The 18,154-nt window shown below is 69.8% G+C and carries 14 protein-coding genes and 1 pseudogene; 2 read left to right on the top strand and 13 right to left on the bottom strand.

Annotated features, from left to right (window positions below; all coding sequences use genetic code 11):
* Positions 1 to 7 precede the first annotated feature (7 nt).
* The 13 genes and pseudogenes from ACTJKJ_RS11680 to ACTJKJ_RS11620 all read right to left on the bottom strand — a co-directional run bounded on the left by ACTJKJ_RS11680 (position 8) and on the right by ACTJKJ_RS11620 (position 16,007).
* Complete coding sequence (locus ACTJKJ_RS11680; protein WP_183481918.1) at positions 8 to 1,015, bottom strand: D-alanine--D-alanine ligase; 1,008 nt, start codon at positions 1,013 to 1,015, stop codon at positions 8 to 10.
* Positions 1,012 to 2,442, bottom strand: a complete 1,431-nt coding sequence (gene murC, locus ACTJKJ_RS11675; RefSeq protein WP_440820529.1) for a UDP-N-acetylmuramate--L-alanine ligase — start codon at positions 2,440 to 2,442, stop codon at positions 1,012 to 1,014. Before murC ends, ACTJKJ_RS11680 begins: the two co-directional genes overlap by 4 nt.
* Positions 2,439 to 3,543 (bottom strand): annotated as a pseudogene (gene murG / locus ACTJKJ_RS11670) (undecaprenyldiphospho-muramoylpentapeptide beta-N-acetylglucosaminyltransferase). Before murG ends, murC begins: the two are co-directional and overlap by 4 nt.
* Positions 3,540 to 4,817 (bottom strand): putative lipid II flippase FtsW, encoded by a 1,278-nt coding sequence (gene ftsW, locus ACTJKJ_RS11665; RefSeq protein ID WP_183481927.1) that lies wholly within the window; start codon positions 4,815 to 4,817, stop codon positions 3,540 to 3,542. The pseudogene murG and the gene ftsW overlap by 4 nt, the downstream one beginning before the upstream one ends.
* Complete coding sequence (gene murD, locus ACTJKJ_RS11660; protein ID WP_440820528.1) at positions 4,814 to 6,745, bottom strand: UDP-N-acetylmuramoyl-L-alanine--D-glutamate ligase; 1,932 nt, start codon at positions 6,743 to 6,745, stop codon at positions 4,814 to 4,816. The genes ftsW and murD overlap by 4 nt, the downstream gene beginning before the upstream one ends.
* Before the next feature lie 16 nt (positions 6,746 to 6,761).
* The gene (mraY, locus tag ACTJKJ_RS11655) at positions 6,762 to 7,940 is read right to left on the bottom strand and encodes a phospho-N-acetylmuramoyl-pentapeptide-transferase (protein WP_091726023.1); all 1,179 of its coding nucleotides are present in this window, start codon (positions 7,938 to 7,940) and stop codon (positions 6,762 to 6,764) included.
* Positions 7,930 to 9,366 (bottom strand): UDP-N-acetylmuramoyl-tripeptide--D-alanyl-D-alanine ligase, encoded by a 1,437-nt coding sequence (locus ACTJKJ_RS11650; protein WP_440820678.1) that lies wholly within the window; start codon positions 9,364 to 9,366, stop codon positions 7,930 to 7,932. Before ACTJKJ_RS11650 ends, mraY begins: the two co-directional genes overlap by 11 nt.
* 56 nt (positions 9,367 to 9,422) lie before the next feature.
* Entirely contained in the window at positions 9,423 to 10,934 is a 1,512-nt protein-coding gene (locus tag ACTJKJ_RS11645) for a UDP-N-acetylmuramoyl-L-alanyl-D-glutamate--2,6-diaminopimelate ligase (RefSeq protein WP_440820527.1), read from the bottom strand.
* Between the two features lie 13 nt (positions 10,935 to 10,947).
* Positions 10,948 to 12,753 (bottom strand): peptidoglycan D,D-transpeptidase FtsI family protein, encoded by a 1,806-nt coding sequence (locus ACTJKJ_RS11640; RefSeq protein WP_440820677.1) that lies wholly within the window; start codon positions 12,751 to 12,753, stop codon positions 10,948 to 10,950.
* Positions 12,753 to 13,073, bottom strand: coding sequence for a cell division protein FtsL (gene ftsL / locus ACTJKJ_RS11635; RefSeq protein ID WP_440820526.1), 321 nt, complete (start codon positions 13,071 to 13,073; stop codon positions 12,753 to 12,755). The genes ACTJKJ_RS11640 and ftsL overlap by 1 nt, the downstream gene beginning before the upstream one ends.
* A complete protein-coding gene (gene rsmH / locus ACTJKJ_RS11630) occupies positions 13,070 to 14,077 on the bottom strand; it encodes a 16S rRNA (cytosine(1402)-N(4))-methyltransferase RsmH (protein ID WP_091726030.1) in 1,008 nt (335 codons plus the stop codon). Before rsmH ends, ftsL begins: the two co-directional genes overlap by 4 nt.
* Before the next feature lie 5 nt (positions 14,078 to 14,082).
* On the bottom strand, positions 14,083 to 14,523 hold the full coding sequence (mraZ, locus tag ACTJKJ_RS11625; protein WP_233218122.1) for a division/cell wall cluster transcriptional repressor MraZ: 441 nt from the start codon (positions 14,521 to 14,523) through the stop codon (positions 14,083 to 14,085).
* A 374-nt stretch (positions 14,524 to 14,897) separates the two neighbouring features.
* The gene (locus tag ACTJKJ_RS11620; protein WP_440820676.1) at positions 14,898 to 16,007 is read right to left on the bottom strand and encodes an MBL fold metallo-hydrolase; all 1,110 of its coding nucleotides are present in this window, start codon (positions 16,005 to 16,007) and stop codon (positions 14,898 to 14,900) included.
* Positions 16,008 to 16,288: 281 nt separating this feature from the next.
* On the opposite strand from ACTJKJ_RS11620, the gene ACTJKJ_RS11615 reads away from it, so the two are divergent.
* Together ACTJKJ_RS11615 and ACTJKJ_RS11610 are read left to right on the top strand one after the other, a co-directional pair.
* Entirely contained in the window at positions 16,289 to 16,897 is a 609-nt protein-coding gene (locus ACTJKJ_RS11615) for a TetR/AcrR family transcriptional regulator (RefSeq protein ID WP_440820675.1), read from the top strand.
* Between the two features lie 243 nt (positions 16,898 to 17,140).
* Positions 17,141 to 18,121, top strand: a complete 981-nt coding sequence (locus ACTJKJ_RS11610) for an IS110 family transposase (protein ID WP_440819474.1) — start codon at positions 17,141 to 17,143, stop codon at positions 18,119 to 18,121.
* Positions 18,122 to 18,154: the final 33 nt, after the last annotated feature.

Raw genomic sequence — 18,154 nt, 5'->3', positions numbered from 1 at the left:
CCGGCGTTCAGGCCTGGCTGTCCAGCCGCGCCTGCGACAGCAGGTACAGGCACAGCTTGGGATAGGAGATGCCGACGGCCGCGGCCGCCTTGGGCACCAGCGAGTGGGAGGTCATGCCCGGCGAGGTGTTGATCTCGAGCAGGAAGAGCTGGCCGTCGGACCTGCGTCGCATCACGTCCACCCGCCCCCAGCCGCGCGCGCCCAGCGAGCGGTAGGCGGCCAGCACCAGCTGCTGCACCCGGGCCTGCTCCTCGGGCGGCAACTGGCCGACGAGGTATTGCGTGGTGTCGGTGAAGTACTTGTTCTGGTAGTCGTAGTTGCCGCCTTCGGCCCGGATCTCGATGACCGGCAGCGCGATGGCGCTCGCGCCCTCGCCCAGCACCGGGCAGGTCAGTTCGGCGCCGTCGACGAACTCCTCGCACAGCACCTCGGCGTCGTACCTGGCCGCGAGCTCGACCGCCGCCTGCATGTCCGAATACCCCATCACCTTGGTCGCGCCGATCGACGAGCCCTCGTGCGGCGGCTTGACGAAGACCGGCAGGCCGAGTTCGTCCGGCACGGTGCGCACGCGCTCGCGCTGCAACTCGTCGCGCCGCAGGCTCACCCAGCGCGGCGTGGACAGCTGGTCGGCCAGCCAGACGCGCTTGGTCGTGATCTTGTCCATCGCGATGGCCGAGGCCATCACGCCGGAGCCGGTGTAGGGAATGCCCATCAGCTCGAGCGCGCCCTGCACCGTGCCGTCCTCGCCGTGGCGGCCGTGCAGCGCGATGAAGGCGCGCTGGAAGCCTTCGGCCTTGAGCTCGAGCAGGTTGCGCTCGCCCGGATCGAAGGCATGCGCATCGACGCCTTCGGACTGCAGCGCGGCCAGCACGCCGCTGCCCGACATCAGCGAGACCTCGCGCTCGGCCGAGTCGCCGCCGAAGAGCACGGCCACCTTGCCGAGCGCCTTGGCGTCGATGCGGCCGATGGCCAGCTGCTGAGAGAGCGTCGAGTGGGTGTCGAGGGCTGCGGTCATGCGCGGCCTCCCTTCGTCATGAGTTCAACGGTGCGCGCGGGAACGGCGGCGATCGAGCCGGCCCCCATCACGATCACCACATCGCCGGCGCGCGCCTGGTGGGCGATCGCCTGCGGCAGTCCCTGCCAGTCGCCGACGAAGCCGGCCACGGTGCCGCGGTCCGACACCGCGCGCGCCAGGCTTTCGCCGCTGATGCCGGGCAGCGGGGACTCGCTGGCGGCATAGATCTCGGTCAGCAGCACGCCGTCGGCCTGCGACAGCACCTCGGCGAAGGCCTCGAAGCAATCGCGGGTGCGGGTGTAGCGATGCGGCTGGAAGGCCAGCAGCAGGCGGCGGCCCGGATAGGCGCCGCGCGCGGCCTGCAGCACCGCCTGCATCTCCACCGGGTGATGGCCGTAGTCGTCGATCAGCAGCGCGGTGCCCGCGACGCCATCGGCCGCCGCCACCGGCAGCTCGCCATAGGACTGGAAGCGCCGGCCCACGCCGCCGAAGGTCGCCAGGCCTTGCAGCAGCGCGGCATCGTCCAGGCCCAGTTCCATCGCCATCGCGATCACCGACAGCGCGTTCAGCACGTTGTGCTGCCCGTTCAGGCGCAGCCGCACGTCCAGCGCGGGCAACTCGCGCCCCTGGCGGTCGCGGCGCAGCGCGGTGAAGCGCATGCCGCCGCCGGCCTCGGCGCGCACCTCGGTCGCGCGCACCGCGTTGTCCTCGCCCAGTCCGTACAGGACCACCGGGCGCGACACCATCGGCACGATGCTGCGCACGCCGGCGTCGTCGCCGCACAGCACCGCGGCGCCCCAGAACGGCATCAAGTGCAGGAAGTCGACGAAGGCCTGACGCAGACGGGCCATGTCGTGCCCGTAGGTGTCCATGTGGTCCGCGTCGATGTTGGTGACGATCGCCAGCTGCGGCAGCAGGCGCAGGAAGGACGCGTCCGATTCGTCGGCCTCGACCACCATGTGCGGCCCGCTGCCCAGCGCCGCGTTCGCGCCCGCCGCCAGCAACTGGCCGCCGATCGCGTAGCTCGGATCGAGCCCGGCCTGCAGCATCACCGTGGTCAGCAGCGAGGTCGTCGTCGTCTTGCCATGGGTGCCGGCCACCGCGATGCCCAGGCGCGGCCGCATCAGCTCGGCCAGCATCTGCGCGCGCAGCAGGACGGGGATGCCGTGCTGGTGGGCGGCCATCAGCTCGGGGTTGTCGGCCTTGATGGCGCTGGACTTGACCAGCACCTGCGCGTCGCCCACATGCTGGGCCGCATGGCCGATCTGCACCTCGACGCCCAGCGCGCGCAGCCGGCGCGTGGTGTCGCTCTCGCCCTGGTCGGAGCCGCTGACGCGATAGCCCTGCGCGGCCAGCAGCTCGGCGATGCCGCTCATGCCGGCGCCGCCGATGCCGGTGAAATGGATGTGCTGGATGGCGTGCTTCATGCGCGCGCTCCGTTCCCGGCGCCGCCGGAGCGGGCGCCCTTGGCGGCGACCAGCGCCTCGAGTTCATCGGCCACGCGCGAGGCCGCGCGCGGACGCGCCAGCGAGCGCGCCTTCGAGGCCATCGCCAGCCAGTGCTCGCGCGGCTGCTGCAGCAGGTCGAAGAGCGATTGCGCGCTCAGCTCACCCTGCGGCAGGTGCGTGCCGGCGCCGTGCTGCGCCATGTACTGCGCGTTGTCGCGCTGGTGCGAGGTCGTGCTGACGACCAGCGGCACCAGGATGCTGGCGACGCCGGCGGCGCACANCCGCGCCGGCGCGGCAGATCACCACGTCGGCCTCGGCCAGGCGCGTGGCCATGTCGGTGATGAAGGGCACGACCTCGGCCTGCACGCCGGCCTTGGCGTAGGCCGCCTGCACCAGCGGGAAGTTGGCCTCGCCGGTCTGGTGCGTGACCATCGGGCGCTGGTGCTCGTCCCACAGCGCGAGCGTCTGCGGCAGCACGTCGTTGATCGCGCGCGCGCCCAGCGAGCCGCCCACGACCAGCACCTTCAGCGGTCCGTTGCGGTCGGCGAAGCGCAGCTCGGGCGCGGGCAGATCCTCGATTTCGGCGCGCACCGGATTGCCGGTGACGACGCTCTTCTTCTGCTGCGCGGCGGCCAGGCCGTCGAAGCCGAAGGCGATCTTGCGCGCCACCGGCGCCAGCGCCTTGTTGGACAGCAGCAGCGCCGCATCGGCGTTCACCAGCATCAGCGGACGACGCATCACCCAGGCCATCAGGCCGCCGGGGAAGCAGACGTAGCCGCCCATGCCCAGCACCGCGTCGGCCTGGCGCGCGCTGAAGATGTGCGCGCTCTGGCCCAGCGCCTTGAACAGCCGCACGACGCCCAGCAGCGAGTGCTTCAGGCCCTTGCCGCGCAGGCCGGCGAAGGACAGCCGGTCCATCGGCAGGCCCGATGGCGGCACCAGCTTGTTCTCCATGCCGGCCTCGGTGCCGAGCCAGGAGACGGTCCAGCCGCGGCGCTGCATTTCAGCTGCGACCGCGAGCCCCGGAATCACATGCCCGCCCGTTCCAGCGGCCATCACGACGAGGTGGCGAGTACTCATGCCCTCCCCCCTCGCATCAACTGTCGGTTCTCGATATCGATTCGCACGCAGATCGCCAATGCAATGCAGTTCAGGACGGTGGCCGAGCCACCGTAGCTCATCAGCGGCAGCGTCAGGCCCTTGGTCGGCAGCGCGCCCAGGTTCACGCCCATGTTGATGAAGGCCTGACCACCCATCCAGATGCCGATGCCCTGCGCATACAGGCCCGCGAAGACGCGGTCCAGGGCCACCGCCTGCCGGCCGATGTGGAACAGCCGGCGCGACAGCCAGAAGAACGCGAAGATCACGATCGCCACGCCGATGAAGCCGAGCTCCTCGCCGATGACGGCGAGCAGGAAGTCGGTGTGGGCCTCGGGCAGGTAGTGCAGCTTCTCGAGGCTGGATCCCAGGCCCTGGCCGAAGAACTCGCCGCGGCCGAAGGCGATCAGCGAATGCGTCAGCTGGTAGGCCTTGCCCTGCGCGTACTTCTCGTCCCACGGGTTCAGGTAGGCAAAGATGCGCTCGCGGCGGAAGTCGCTGAAGGTGATCATCAGCACGAAGGCGCCGATCAGCACCGCCACGCTGAGGAAGAACATGCGGCCGTTGACGCCGCCCAGGAACAGGATGCCCATCGCGATCGCCGCGATCACCATGAAGGCGCCCATGTCCGGCTCGGCCAGCAGCAGCATGCCGGTGAAGGCCAGCGCGGCGGCCATCGGCCACACGGCGCGCACGAAGTTCTCCTTCACCTCCATCTTGCGGACCATGTAGTTGGCCGCGTACATCGCGATGGCCAGCTTGGCCAGCTCGGAGGGCTGGAAGTTCATGACGCCCAGCGGCAGCCAGCGGCGCGCGCCGTTGACGCCTTTGCCCACATGCGGGATCAGCACGATCATCAGCAGCGCCAGCGCGATGACGAAGATCTTGGGCGCGTGGCGCTCCCAGAAGCTCACCGGCACCATCACCGTGATCCATCCCGCCAGCAGGCCGATCGCGATGAACAGGCTCTGCCGCACGAAGAAGTGCATCGGCGCGTACTTCGCGAACTTGGGGTTGTCCGGCAGCGCGATCGACGCCGAATAGACCATCAGCAAGCCCAGCGCCAGCAGCGCCAGCACGACCCAGACCAGCGTCAGGTCGAAGCCGAGGATGCGGGTGGGCTGGCCGGCGGAAGTGGAGACCCAGTCGCGCACCGGCACGTCGACGCCGCCAGCGCCGCCGGCGGTCGCCGGGCGGCGCGACAGCAGCGCGCGGATGCGCTCGTTGAGCTGCTCGAGGACGGTCGCGGCGCTCATCCGACGAAGCCCTCGTCTTCGGCCAGCTCGCGCACGGTGGCGATGAACACCTCGGCGCGGTGGGCGTAGTTGCGGAACATGTCCAGGCTGGCACAGGCCGGGCTCAGCAGGACGCTGTCGCCGGACTGCGCCTGCGCGAGCGCCCAGTGCGTCGCCGCCTCGAGCGACTCATGGCGATGCATGAGCACGCCGCTGTCCTGGAGCGCCGCCTCGATCTGCGGCGCGTCGCGCCCGATCAGCGCCACCGCGCGCGCATGCAGCGCGATCGGCGTGGCCAGCGGGGAGAAGTCCTGCCCCTTGCCGTCGCCGCCCAGGATCATCACCAGCTTGGCCGGCGCGCGGTCGGCGCCCAGGCCCATCACCGCCGCGACGGTCGCGCCGACGTTGGTGCCCTTGGAGTCGTCGTAGAAGTCCACGCCCTTGATCGAGGTGACGAACTCGACGCGGTGCGGCTCGCCGCGGTATTCGCGCAGGCCGTGCAGCATCGGCGCCAGCGGGCAGCCGATCGACGAGGCCAGCGCCAGCGCCGCCAGCGCGTTGGCCGCGTTGTGGCGGCCGCGCACGCGCAGCGCGTCGGCCGGCATCAGGCGCTGGATCAGCAACTCGTCCTCGTCGTCCTTGCGGCGCTTCAGGCCCTTGAGTTCCTCTTCCTGCTCGCGGGCGCGCACCAGCCAGGCCATGCCGTTCTCGACCAGCAGGCCGAAGTCGCCCGGGCGGCGCGGCGCGTCCAGGCCGAAGCGGACCACCTCGCGCTCGACGGTCTTGGCGGGCCGGCCCCGGCCCTGCTTCACCACGACCGGCGCGGGCACCAGCGCTTCGACCTCGGGATCGTCGCGGTTGACCACCAGCACCCCGTGCTCGCCGAAGATGCGGCCCTTGGCCCGCGCGTAGGCCGGCATGTCGCCGTGCCAGTCCAGGTGGTCCTGCGTGATGTTGAGCACCGCGCCGGCGCTGGGCTCGAAGCCCTTCACGCCGTCCAGTTGGAAGCTCGACAGCTCCAGCACCCAGACCTGCGGCAGCACCTCGAATTCCGCCGGCTTGGGCGGCGGCGGCTTGATCGGCAGCGGCTGCTCGTCGAGCAGCTCGGCCACGGTCTCGAGCGCGCTGCGCTCGTCGGCCGGGGCCTGCGCGGCCAGCGTCTCGACGGGCGCTTCCGTCGGCGCCTCGACCGGCGCATCGATTGGTGCTTCGCTCGGCGCTTCGAGCAGCGCCTCTTCGGACGCCTCGGCCGGTGTTTCCGTGGAGGCTTCGGCGGGCGCGTCGACCGGCGCCAGCAGCGCCTCGGCGTTCGGCACCTCGGCCGCTTCCGAGCCCGGGGCTGCGCTCACCGCCTCGACCGCGAGGTCGACGACGGCCTCGATCTCCGCCTCCTTCGGCTGCGGCATCGGCTCCTTGTCGAGCGCATCGCTCAGCGTGCCCAGCAGCGTCGGGCCGATGTTGCCGGCCATCGCCACACGGCGGCCGGCGCGCTCGACCAGCAGCGCGGTCATGCTGGTGGTCGTCGTCTTGCCGTTGGTGCCGGTGATCGCGAGCACGCCCGGCTCGTAGCGGTACAGCGTCTTGAGCTCGGCCAGCGCCTGCGCGAACAGCTCGAGCTCGCCGCGCATGCGCAGGCCGATCTCCTCGGCGCGCGCCAGTAGCGGCTTGAGCCGTGCATCCAGCGGCGACAGGCCCGGGCTCTTCAGCAACACCCAGCTGTGATCGATCGAGGCCAGCAGCTCCGGCGTGAACTCGCCATGCACGAAGGCGGCCTCGGGCAGGCGCTCGCGCAGCGCGGCGAGCTGCGGCGGCTGCTCGCGGCTGTCCCACACCGTCACGCGCGCGCCCAGGCGCGCGGCCCAGGCCGCCATCGCGAGCCCGGAATCACCCAGGCCGAGCACGAACGCGTGCCGGTCCTGGTAGAGGGTCGGGAAGCGGATCGGGGTCATCGTCGTCGCGTCCCGATCAGCGCAGCTTCAGGCTGGCCAGGCCCACCAGGCACAGCAGCATCGTGATGATCCAGAACCGGATGACGACCTGCGTCTCCTTCCAGCCCGACTTCTCGAAGTGGTGGTGCAGCGGCGCCATCTTGAAGATGCGCCGGCCCTCGCCGTACTTCTTCTTCGTGTACTTGAACCAGGTCACCTGCAGCATCACCGACAGCACCTCGGCGACAAAGACGCCGCCCATGATGCCCAGCACGATCTCCTGGCGCGTGATCACGGCCAGCGTGCCCAGCCCGCCGCCCAGCGCCAGCGCGCCGACGTCGCCCATGAAGACCTGCGCCGGATGCGCGTTGAACCACAGGAAGGCCAGGCCAGCGCCCGCGAGCGCGGCGCAGAAGATCAGCAGCTCGCCGGCGCCCGGGATGTAGGGGAAGAGTAGGTAGCGGCTGTAGACCGACGAGCCGGTCACGTAGGCGAAGACGCCCAGCGCCGAGCCCACCATCACCACCGGCATGATGGCCAGGCCGTCCAGGCCGTCGGTGAAGTTCACCGCGTTGCTGGTGCCCACGATCACCAGGTAGGACAGGCCAATGAAGCCGAACACGCCCAGCGGATAGCTGATCGACTTGAAGAAGGGCAGCATCAGGTCGGCCTTGGGCGGCAGCTCGGTCGAGAAGCCGCTGGTGACCCAGCGGAAGAACAGCTGCACCACACCGAGGAAGCTGGTCTCCGAGACGCTGAACGCCAGGTAGATCGCCGCGATCAGGCCGATGATCGATTGCCACAGGAACTTCTCGCGCGAGCGCATGCCCTCGGGGTCCTTGTTGACGACCTTGCGGTAGTCGTCGACCCAGCCGATCAGGCCGAAGCCCATGGTCACCAGCATCACCACCCACACGAAGCGGTTGGACCAGTCGAACCACAGCAGCGTCGAGATGCCGATGCCGATCAGCACCAGCACGCCACCCATGGTCGGGGTGCCGCTCTTGGCCAGGTGCTGCTGCACGCCGTACTCGCGGATCGGCTGGCCGATCTTGAGTTCGGTCAGGCGGCGGATCACCCACGGGCCGAAGGCCAGGCCGATCAGCAGCGCCGTCAGCGCCGCCATCACCGCGCGGAAGGTGATGTACTGGAAGACGCGCAGGAACCCCAGTTCAGGGAAATAGGTCTGCAGCCACTGGGCCAGACTAAGCAGCATGGGGGTCTCCTGGGCCGCCGGACTGCAAGGCGGCCACGATCTGTTCCATCTTCATGAAGCGCGAGCCCTTCACGAGGATGTTCTGTACTTGCGGTGCATCCTTCAGCGCGGCGATCAGCTCGGCGACGCTGTCGAACGCCCGGGCACCCGCGCCGTAGGCGGACGCGGCGTCCCGCGCGGCGGCGCCGGCGGTCCACAGCGCCGACAGGCCCTGGTCCGCCGCATGCGCGCCGACCTCCTGGTGGAAGGCCGGGCCCTGCTCGCCGACCTCGCCCATGTCGCCGAGGATCAGCCAGGACGCGCCCGGCAGTTCGGCCAGCACGTCGATGGCGGCGCGCACGCTGTCGGGGTTGGCGTTGTAGCTGTCGTCGATGAGCGTGACGCGGCGGCCCTGCCACAGCGCCGTCTGCAGCGCGGAGCGGCCCTTGACCGCCTTGAAGGCCTGCAGCCCGTCGCGGATCGCCGCCAGCGGCGCACCGGCCGCCAGCGTGCAGGCCGCGGCGGCCAGCGCGTTGCGCACGTTGTGCTGGCCGGCCATCGCCAGAGCCACCGGCACCGTGCCGGCCGGCGTCAGGATCTCGATCGCCCAGTGGCCGGCGGCGCCGGTGGCGGCGCTCGCCTCGGTCGGCGCGACCCACTGCGCGCGGCCCATCACGTCGGCCTGACCCTGCAGGGCGAAGCTGAGCGTGCCGCGGCCGGCGGCCTGTTCCTGCCACACCGGCGCGCAGGGATCCTCGGCCGGGAACACCGCCACGCCGGCGGTGCCCAGCGCGCCGATCACCGCGCCGTTCTCGCGCGCGACGGCCTCGACCGTGTGCATGAACTCCTGGTGCTCGCGCTGCGCGTTGTTGACCAGCGCCACCGTGGGCTGCGTCATCGCGGCCAGCGGCGCGATCTCGCCCGGGTGGTTCATGCCGAGCTCGACGACCGCGGCGCGATGCCACACGACCTCGTTCTGGCGCAGGCGCAGCAGGGTCAGCGGCACGCCGATCTCGTTGTTGAAGTTGCCCTCGGTCGCGAGCATCGCGGCGTCGCCCAGCCAGGCGCGCAGGATGGACGCGATCATCTGCGTCACCGTGGTCTTGCCGTTGCTGCCGGTGACCGCGATGACGGGCAGGTGCTGCTGCTCGCGCCAGGCCTGCGACAGCAGGCCCAGCGCCGCCTTCGCGTCGGGCACCAGCAGCCCGTCCAGGCCGGCCTCGGCCAGGCCGCGCTCGGCCAGGGCCGCGGCGGCGCCGCTGGCTTTGGCCTGGGCCAGGAAGTCGTTGGCATCGAAGCGCTCGCCACGCAGCGCGACGAACAGGTCGCCGGCGCGCAGCGTGCGGGTGTCGGTGTGCACGCGCAGCAGCGGCGTGGCCGGGTCGCCGACCAGCGTGGTCGCCGGCAGCAGCGGCGACAGCAGCGCGAAAGCGCGGCCCAGCGTCATGAAGGGCACCGCCGGCGCGCCGGGCGCGGTCGAGGCGATGGTCGTGGTGGCGTCGCTCACAGCCCCGCCCTTTCGATCAGCGCGGCCCGCGCGGCCTGCACATCGGAGAACGCGCGGCGCTCGCCGTGGATCTCCTGGTAGTCCTCGTGGCCCTTGCCGGCGATCAGCACGACGTCGCGCGCACCCGCCTGATCCACCGCGCGCGCGATCGCCACGGCCCGGTCCGCAATCACCTCGCGCGCCGCATCCGCCGGCAGGCCGGCCTCGATGTCGGCCAGGATCTTCAGCGGGTCCTCGGTGCGCGGGTTGTCGCTGGTCAGCACGACCTGCGCCGCCAGCTTCGCCGCGATCGCGCCCATCAGCGGACGCTTGCCCGGATCGCGGTCACCGCCGCAGCCGAAGACGACGCGCAAAGCGCCGCCGCGCGCCGCGGCCAGCGGTTGCAGCGCGCCCAGCGCCTTCTCGAGCGCGTCCGGCGTGTGGGCGTAGTCGACCACCACCTGCGGCAGCTCGCGGCCGCTGCCCACCCGCTGCATGCGGCCCGGCACCGGCGTGACCAGTGCCGCCACGCGGGCGATGTCGTCCAGGCCGTGGCCCAGCGCGCGCAGGCCGGCGATGACGCCCAGCAGGTTGGACACGTTGTAGTCGCCGATCAGGCCGGTCTGCACCGGCACCGCCGCGGCGCCCTCGCGCAGCGTGAAGGCCAGCCCGTGCGCGTCATGGCGCAGGTCGGTGGCGCTCAGGCGCGCGTCGGCGCGGTCCAGGCCGTAGGTCCAGACGTCCAGCCGGCCCGCGGCGCCCAGTTCGGCCGCCAGTTCGGCACCCTTGGGATCGTCCAGGTTCAGCACCGCGGCCTTCAGGCCCTCCCACGCGAAGAGCTTGCGCTTGGCCGCCCAGTAGGCGTCCATGCCGCCGTGGTAGTCCAGGTGGTCCTGCGTGAAGTTGGTGAACAGCGCGACCTGGATGCAGGTGCCGGTCAGCCGGTGTTCCTCGATGCCGATCGACGAGGCCTCGATCGCGCAGGCGCCGAAGCCGTCGTCGGCCATGCGCTTGAAGGCTTCCTGCAGCCGCACCGGATCGGGTGTGGTCAGGCCGGTGGCCTCGATCGAAGCATTCGTCGTCGCGCCCGGCACCGGCGGCTGGCCCACGCCCAGCGTGCCGATCACGCCGCAGCGCGCGCCCAGCAGCGTCAGCGCCTGCGCGATCCACCAGGCGCTGGAGGTCTTGCCGTTGGTGCCGGTCACGGCCAGCACGCTCAGCCGCCGGCTGGGCTCGCCGTAGAAGGCCGAGGCGATGCGGCCGCAGTTGGCCTTGAGGTCGGGCAGCGACGCGATGCGCGCGTCGGTGAAGCCGTATTCGGCGGCGCCGGCATGCTCGACCAGCGCGGTCGCCGCGCCCGCGGCCAGCGCGCCGGCGACGAACTGGCGGGCGTCCTTCGCGTAGCCGGGCCAGGCGATGAACGCGTCGCCGGCGCCGACGGCGCGGCTGTCCGTGCGCAGCTGGCCGCTGGGCGTCCATTCCAGGAGCCAGCGGGCGGCGGCTTCGGGTGATTTCAGGTGCATCAACATGGTTCGTGCCCGCTCAGAAACTCTCATCGACGGCTTGCAGCCGTTGCTGCGCCACGATCTGCGGCTTGACGTCCAGGTCGGGCGGCTCGCCCAGCAGGCGCAGCGTCTGGGCCACCACCTGACTGAACACCGGTCCGGCGACGGCGCCACCGAAGTACTGGCCGTTCTTCGGCTCGTCGACCATCACCGCCACGATGATGCGCGGCTTGGAAATCGGTGCGATGCCCACGAACCAGGAACGGTATTTGTGGCTCGCATAGCCCTTGCCTTCCTGCTTGTGGGCGGTGCCGGACTTGCCGCCGACGCTGTAGCCCTGGACCATCGCCTGCGGCGCGGTACCGCCCGGGCCGGCCGCCATCTGCAGCATGCCGCGGATGTCCGCGGCGACCTTGGGGCTGAAGACCTTGATGCCCACCACCGGCTGGTCCGCCGGGTGCTTGGTCATCGTGATCGGGATGATGTCGCCGTCGCGGGCGAAGACGGTGTAGGCGCGCGCCAGCTGCAGCAGCGAGGCCGACAGGCCGTAGCCGTAGCTCATCGTCGCCTGCTCGATCGGCCGCCAGCTCTTCCACGGCCGCAGCTTGCCGGTCACCGCGCCGGGGAAATCGATCTGCGGGCGCTGGCCCAGGCCGATCGCGGTGAACATTTCGTGCATCTCGCGCGGCTGCATCATCAGCGCCAGCCGCGCCGCACCGATGTTGCTGGACTTCTGGATCACCTGCTGCACGGTCAGGTCGCCGTGCGGGTGCGCGTCGGTGGGCGACCAGCCGGAGATGACTACGCTGCGCGGGCCGGTGCTCAGCAGCGTGTCGGGACGCACGCGGCCGGTCTCCAGCGCCAGGCCGGCGGTGAACGGCTTCATCGTCGAGCCGGGCTCGAAGACGTCGGTCAGCGCGCGGTTGCGCAGTTGCTCGCCGGACAGGTTCTGGCGGTGGCCGGGGTCGTAGCTGGGGTAGTTGGCCAGCGCGAGGATCTCGCCGGTATGCACGTCCAGCACCACCACCGAGCCGGCCTTGGCCTTGTTCTCGGCCACCGCGTCGCGCACGCGCTGGTAGGCGAAGAACTGCACCTTGGCGTCGATCGACAGTTCGATGTCCTTGCCGTTGGTCTCGGGCACGCGCTCGCCGATGTCCTCGACGACGCGCCCCAGCCGGTCGCGCACGACCGAGCGCGAGCCGTCGCGCCCCTGCAGGTCCTTCTGGAAGGCCAGCTCGATGCCCTCCTGGCCCTTTTCCTCGATGTTGGTGAAGCCGACGATGTGCGCGGCAGCCTCGCCCTCGGGGTACTGGCGCTTGTACTCGCGGTCCTGGAACACGCCCTTGAGGCCGAGCTCCTTGATCTTGCGCGCGGTCTCGTCGTCGGCCTGGCGACGCAGGAAGACGAAGCGGTTGTTCGGATCCAGCCGCTTGTCGAGCTCGGCGCGCGACATGTCCAGGATCTTGGCGAGCTGGCGGCGCTTCTCGGGATCGGTGTCGACTTCCTTGGGGAAGGCCCAGATCGACGGCACCGCGACGCTGGCGGCGAGCACCTGCCCGCTGCGGTCGCTGATCTTGCCGCGGCTGGCCGGCAGCTCCATCTTGTGGGCGTAGCGGGCCTCGCCCTGGCGCTGGAAGAAGTCCTCGCCGATCAGCTGGATGTAGGCGGCGCGCGCCAGCAAGCCGGTGAACGCCAGGCCCACCAGCGCGACCAGGAAGCGCGACCGCCACGGCGGCGTCTTGGACGCCAGCAGCGGGCTGCTGGAATAGCTGACGCCGCGCGTGGGTGCGTTGCGGGCCGCGCCGCGCGCGCCCTGGCCGAGCTTCTTGCCAAGTCTGCCGATCACCGCGCCACTCCCTGCGGGGCACGCATGCCGCGCACACCGCTGGCTTCGATCGCCGGCGCGTCCGGATTGAAGGTGATCGCGGGCGAGATCGGCCGCATCTTCAGCCGCTCCCGCGCGACCTGCTCCACGCGCAGGTTGGTCGCCTGCGCCTGGCGGTCGGCCATCAGCTTCTGGTAGTCGGCCTCCAGCCGGCGGCCCTCGGTCTGCGCGCGGTCCAGCTCGGTGAACAGCCGGCGCGACTCGTAGGCGCTGCGCACCATGTAGATGCCGGAGACCATCACCGCGACGAGCAGCAGCAGGTTCAGGCGGCCGATCATCGACGGCCTCCCTTCTTCTGCTTGCCGGTGGATTCGGGCACCGGCGCCGGGATCGGCGCCTCGGTGCGCTCGGCCACGCGCAGGATCGCGGAGCGCGCGCGCGGGTTGCCCTGCACCTCGGCCTCGCTGGGCATGACGCGGGCGATGGCGCGCAGCGGTTGCGGCCTGGGCGCGGCGAAGGGGGCGCGGCGGTCGAACTCCTCCTTGCTGTGCGAGGCGATGAAGTTCTTGACGATGCGGTCTTCCAGCGAATGGAAGCTGATCACCGCCAGCCGGCCGCCCGGCTTGAGCCGCGCGAGCGCCGCGTTCAATCCCTGCTGCAGTTCCTCAAGCTCGGCGTTGACGAATATCCGTAGAGCCTGAAATGTGCGCGTTGAAGGGTCCTTGCCCGGCTCGCGGGTTTTGACCGCACCAGCCACGACTTGGGAAAGCTCGGCGGTTGTCCGGACAGGACGCCCGCCTTCCCGGCGAGCCACAAGCGCCTTTGCAATCGGGAGAGCAAACCGTTCTTCGCCATAGTCGCGGATCACCTGTGCGAGTTGGGACACCTCCGCCCGGGCGATGAAGTCCGCGGCGCTTTCGCCCCGCGTCGTGTCCATGCGCATGTCGAGGGGGCCGTCGAAGCGGAAGCTGAAGCCGCGCTCCGGGTTGTCGATCTGCGGGCTGGAGACGCCCAGGTCCAGCAGGATGCCGTCGACCAGGCCGACGCCCAGCGCGTCGAGTTGCGCGGCCATGTCGGCGAACGCGCTGTGGCAAATGTGGAAACGCGGGTCGTCGACCCGCGTTGGTCCGGAGGTCGCGGCCGCGACCGCCTCGGGGTCGCGGTCGATCGCGATCAGGCGCCCCTCCTCCCCGAGCCGCGACAGCAGCAGCCGCGAATGGCCGCCGCGACCGAAGGTGCCGTCGACGTAGATGCCAGCGGGGGTCGTGAACGCGCCGTCGACCGTCTCGTGCAGCAGCACGGTCGTGTGGGTGAAGGCGGCGGGGGTGGACTGCTCGCTCATGAGGCTCAGAAGCTGAAGTCCTGGAGCACGGCCGGCATCTCGGACTGCATGATGGCGGCCTCGTGCGCGGCATAGGCCTGGGCATCCCAAAGCTCGAAGTGGCTGCCCATGCCCAGCAGCATCGTGTCCTTCTGCAGTCCGGCCGAGGCGCGCAGTTCCGGTGCGATCAGCACGCGGGCGGCGGCATCGATCTCGACATCCTGCGCGTTGCCGAGGAAGACGCGCTTCCAGCCGGCGGCGGACATCGGCAGCGCGGCGACCTTGTCGCGGAACTGCTCCCAGGCCGGACGGGGGAAGACCATCAGGCAGCCTTCCGGGTGCTTGGTGAGCGTCAGCTGGCCGCCGCACAGCGCCTGCAGGACCTCGCGGTGCCGCGCAGGGACGGTCAAGCGCCCCTTGGCGTCCAACGCCAAGGCACTCGCCCCCTGAAACACGACATTCGCCACTTTGCCCCACCGAATTGCACTTTCTCCCACTTTAATGGCGAGACCGGCGCCGGTCAAGGAAATTTGGCGTTTTTCCCAATCAAATCAATTACTTAGCCTGTATTCTCACGCCATTGCGCAAAATAAAAGTCGTTCTAAATGAAGGACTTAACAAACGGTGTGGAAGTGATGGATCAACTGAAATCAGCAGTCGTACCCGCTTGAAACCGCGGTCGCCGGCAGCGCCGCGGCAACGCGCCGGCTCCGCCGGTCGGTGGGAAATCGGGGCGGCCCCACCGTCCGGCGGCCGCCGGAAGGGGGACAAAGTGGGAGAAAGGAAAAAGCCCGGCACTGGCCGGGCTTTCGTTCAGTCGGAGCGCGCCGCAGCGCTGGGATCACGGCATCGCCGAAGACGCGGCGGGGGACGGGGTGGCAGCGGTCGCCTCGACCACGCCGCCCTGCCACCAGGCCGGCGTCGGCCCCGGCTGCTCGATCGCCAGCGGCGCGCCGATCACCGGCGTCACCAGCTCCACCTTGCGCAGCCGCGCCAGCGCGCTGATGCGCTCGAACGGGTCCTGCCAGCGGTGCATCGCCAGGTCGAAGGTGCCGTTGTGGATGGGCAGCAGCCGCTGCCCCTTCAGATCGATGTGCGCCTGCATCGTCTGCTCCGGCTGCATGTGCACGTAGGGCCAGCGCGGGTCATAGGCGCCGGTCTCCATCAGGGTCAGGTCGAACGGGCCGAAGCGCTCGCCGATCGCCTTGAAGCCGTCGAAGTAGCCCGTATCGCCGCTGAAGAACACCCGCAGGTCGCCGTCGATCAGCACCCACGAGGCCCACAGCGTCGAGTTGCGGTCGCTCAGCCCGCGGCCGGAGAAATGCTGCGCCGGAGTGGCCGTCAATTGCACGCCGGCGATCGACGTCCCCTGCCACCAATCGAACTGCTGCACCTTGGCCGCAGGCACGCCCCAGTCGATCAGGCGCTGGCCCACGCCCAGCGGCGTCAGGAAGCGGCGGACCTTGGGCGCCAGCGCCAGCACGGTGTCGTGGTCGAGGTGGTCGTAATGGTCGTGCGAGAGGATCACCGCCTCGATCTCGGGCAGCTCGTCGAGCGCGATCGGCGGCGCGTGGAAGCGCTTCGGCCCCATCCACGAGAACGGCGACGCGCGCTCCGAGAAGACCGGGTCGGTGAGCCAGAAGCGGCCGCGCAGCTTCAGCAGCACCGTCGAGTGGCCCAGGCGGAACAGCGTCCGGTCGGGCGCGGCCAGCAACTGGTCCTTGGTCAGCGCCTGCACCTCGATCGGCCGGTCCGGCACGGTGCCGGCGGGCTTGTGGAACATGACATCCCAGAAGATCCCGAGCATCTTCCAGAAGCCCTGTTCGGGCTCGACCGCCGGATTGCGGAACCGGCCCTGCGCCCATTGGGGCGACTGCTCGCGGGAGGGCTGGCCACCCTCCGGCGCGGGGGTGGACGGCCCGTTCGAGGGCACCGGGGTGGGCGAGGACATCACACGGGAAGCGGTCATGGCGAGGGCTCCAACAATCAGGACGGCGACGACGCCGCTCAGCGCGGTGAGCGACAGCGGCAGCAGCGAACGGAGGACGGGGGTCAGGCTCATCTGAAACTTGCACTACACAGTGTAGTTTTGGCGAGTGTAGGCAGGCGGGCCGGAAAAGTAAACTCCCCGGTGTAAGATTGCGCCCCATGACTGCCGACGCCCCTCTCCCTGCCCCCAGCCCTGCCGTCGAGCCGCCTGCCGACGAGGCGGTGGGCGGCGACGCCGAGCGGATGCGCCTGACCGACCGCAAGCGCCAGGCGATCGTCGACGCGGCGATCGCGGAGTTCCGCGAGCATGGCTTCGAGGTCGCGAACATGGACCGCATCGCGGGCCGGGCGCAGGTGTCCAAGCGCACCGTCTACAACCACTTCAGCGGCAAGGACGCGCTGTTCGACGCGATCCTGGAGCGCCTCTGGGCGGCAACGGAGGCGCAGGTGACGTTGGCTTATCGCGCCGACCGCCCACTGCGCGAGCAGTTGCTGATGCTGATCGACCAGAAGCTGGCGATGAGCGGTGACCCGCAGTTCCTCGACCTAGCGCGGGTACTGATCGCCGAGGCGATCCACGCACCGCAGCGCGCGCGGGACATGCTGTGCCGGCTGGGGGGGCGCGAAGAGGGATTGACCGTGTGGATCCGTGCGGCGATGGCCGACGGGCGCTTGAAGGCCGGCGACGCGGCTTTCGCAGCGGCGCAGCTGCAGGCGCTGGTCAAGGGCTTCGCGTTCTGGCCGCAGATCACCATGGGGCAGCTGCCGCTGGACGCGGCGCAGCAGCGTCAGGTCGCGGATTCGGCGGCTGACATGTTCCTGCGCTTCCATGAGGTGGAAGCGGGGGGCTGAAGCTCCCCCCCTTCTGGGCGTTCGCCGGGGAGACCCCTCACCCCTGCCCTTGTATCTTTCGTTTTGAGAGTACACACAGGTTTGTTTTGGCAGTTGTCCACAGCCCGTCTGCCCTCTGGGATACCTAGCCCGTGGGAGAGCATTTGGCGTGGACGACTGGCCGTCTGTTGAGCAAGCCCGAACAGTTGCTGGACGGCCGACATGCACTGGCGTGCTCGGACCTCGAATTTGCAAGGATGGGAAATGGCAGGCGCACCTGAACTGATTTTTGTTGGTATCGATGTTTCCAAAGCCACGCTTGAGGTGGCCTTGAATGACAGGGACAAGACGCAGACCTTCAGCAACGATGAGCCCGGTTTGAAGTCGCTGTTGGCGATGCTCACTGAGATGCGCGAGCGCGTGGGAGTCGTTCTGCTGGAAGCCACCGGTGGGCTGGAGCAGCCGGCGGCGGCGATGCTGTGCGCGCATGGTTTGGCCGTCATGGTGATCAATCCGCGCCAGGCGCATGACTTCGCCAAAGCGATGGGCTACCTGGCCAAGACGGACCGCACGGACGCGAAGATGCTGTCGCAGTTTGCGCGCACGCTGCATGCCAGCGACCGGCGCGAGCGACTGCTCTACAAACTGCCCACGGACGCGCAGGAGACACTGCTAGCCATGGTGACGCGGCGCAGTCAGCTCGTGGCCATGCGGGTGGCTGAGCACAACCGATTGGCGAGCATGCACGCGTCGCAGCGCAAGAGCATTCGCACCATTCTGAAGATGCTGGACCACCAAATCGGAAAGATCGATGACGATGCGGGCGGCTTCCTGAAGGAGCACTTCAAGGACAAGCTGGAGTTGCTCAAAGGGCTCAAGGGAGTGGGGCCAGGCACACAAGCGATGCTGATGGCTGCGCTGCCCGAACTCGGCCAACTCAAGCGACGCGAGATCGCCAAACTCGTGGGTGTGGCGCCGTTGAACAACGACAGCGGCACATTCAAGGGTCGGCGCTCCACCTGGGGTGGACGGGCCAATGTCCGTTCGGCGCTGTACATGGCTTCGCTCAGCGCTGTGCGTTATGACCCTGTCCTCAGGAGCTTCTACGAACGACTGGTGCAAGCGGGCAAGCCTAAGAAGGTGGCGCTGACCGCCTGCATGCACAAGCTGCTCACCATCATCAACGCCGTCATCAAGTCCGGCACCGCTTGGCAGCCCTCTTATCCACAGCCCGCGCTAGCCTGATTAGCGCTTGACTTGGAACACAGTTGCTCTCCC

This window comes from Roseateles sp. 22389 (genome assembly GCF_052044995.1).
GTDB lineage: Bacteria > Pseudomonadota > Gammaproteobacteria > Burkholderiales > Burkholderiaceae_C > Roseateles.
The sequence above is the reverse complement of the archived record's forward strand: the minus strand, read 5'-3'. Positions and strand labels throughout refer to the sequence as shown.

Excerpts from the sequence above, each read along its gene's own strand:
- ACTJKJ_RS11680 (WP_183481918.1), bottom strand. The coding sequence starts at position 1,015 with ATGACCGCAGCCCTCGACACCCACTCGACGCTCTCTCAGCAGCTGGCC.
- murC (WP_440820529.1), bottom strand. The coding sequence starts at position 2,442 with ATGAAGCACGCCATCCAGCACATCCATTTCACCGGCATCGGCGGCGCC.
- ftsW (WP_183481927.1), bottom strand. The coding sequence starts at position 4,817 with ATGAGCGCCGCGACCGTCCTCGAGCAGCTCAACGAGCGCATCCGCGCG.
- murD (WP_440820528.1), bottom strand. The coding sequence starts at position 6,745 with ATGACCCCGATCCGCTTCCCGACCCTCTACCAGGACCGGCACGCGTTC.
- mraY (WP_091726023.1), bottom strand. The coding sequence starts at position 7,940 with ATGCTGCTTAGTCTGGCCCAGTGGCTGCAGACCTATTTCCCTGAACTG.
- ACTJKJ_RS11650 (WP_440820678.1), bottom strand. The coding sequence starts at position 9,366 with ATGACGCTGGGCCGCGCTTTCGCGCTGCTGTCGCCGCTGCTGCCGGCG.
- ACTJKJ_RS11645 (WP_440820527.1), bottom strand. The coding sequence starts at position 10,934 with ATGTTGATGCACCTGAAATCACCCGAAGCCGCCGCCCGCTGGCTCCTG.
- ftsL (WP_440820526.1), bottom strand. The coding sequence starts at position 13,073 with ATGATCGGCCGCCTGAACCTGCTGCTGCTCGTCGCGGTGATGGTCTCC.
- rsmH (WP_091726030.1), bottom strand. The coding sequence starts at position 14,077 with ATGAGCGAGCAGTCCACCCCCGCCGCCTTCACCCACACGACCGTGCTG.
- ACTJKJ_RS11620 (WP_440820676.1), bottom strand. The coding sequence starts at position 16,007 with ATGTCCTCGCCCACCCCGGTGCCCTCGAACGGGCCGTCCACCCCCGCG.
- ACTJKJ_RS11615 (WP_440820675.1), top strand. The coding sequence starts at position 16,289 with ATGCGCCTGACCGACCGCAAGCGCCAGGCGATCGTCGACGCGGCGATC.
- ACTJKJ_RS11610 (WP_440819474.1), top strand. The coding sequence starts at position 17,141 with ATGGCAGGCGCACCTGAACTGATTTTTGTTGGTATCGATGTTTCCAAA.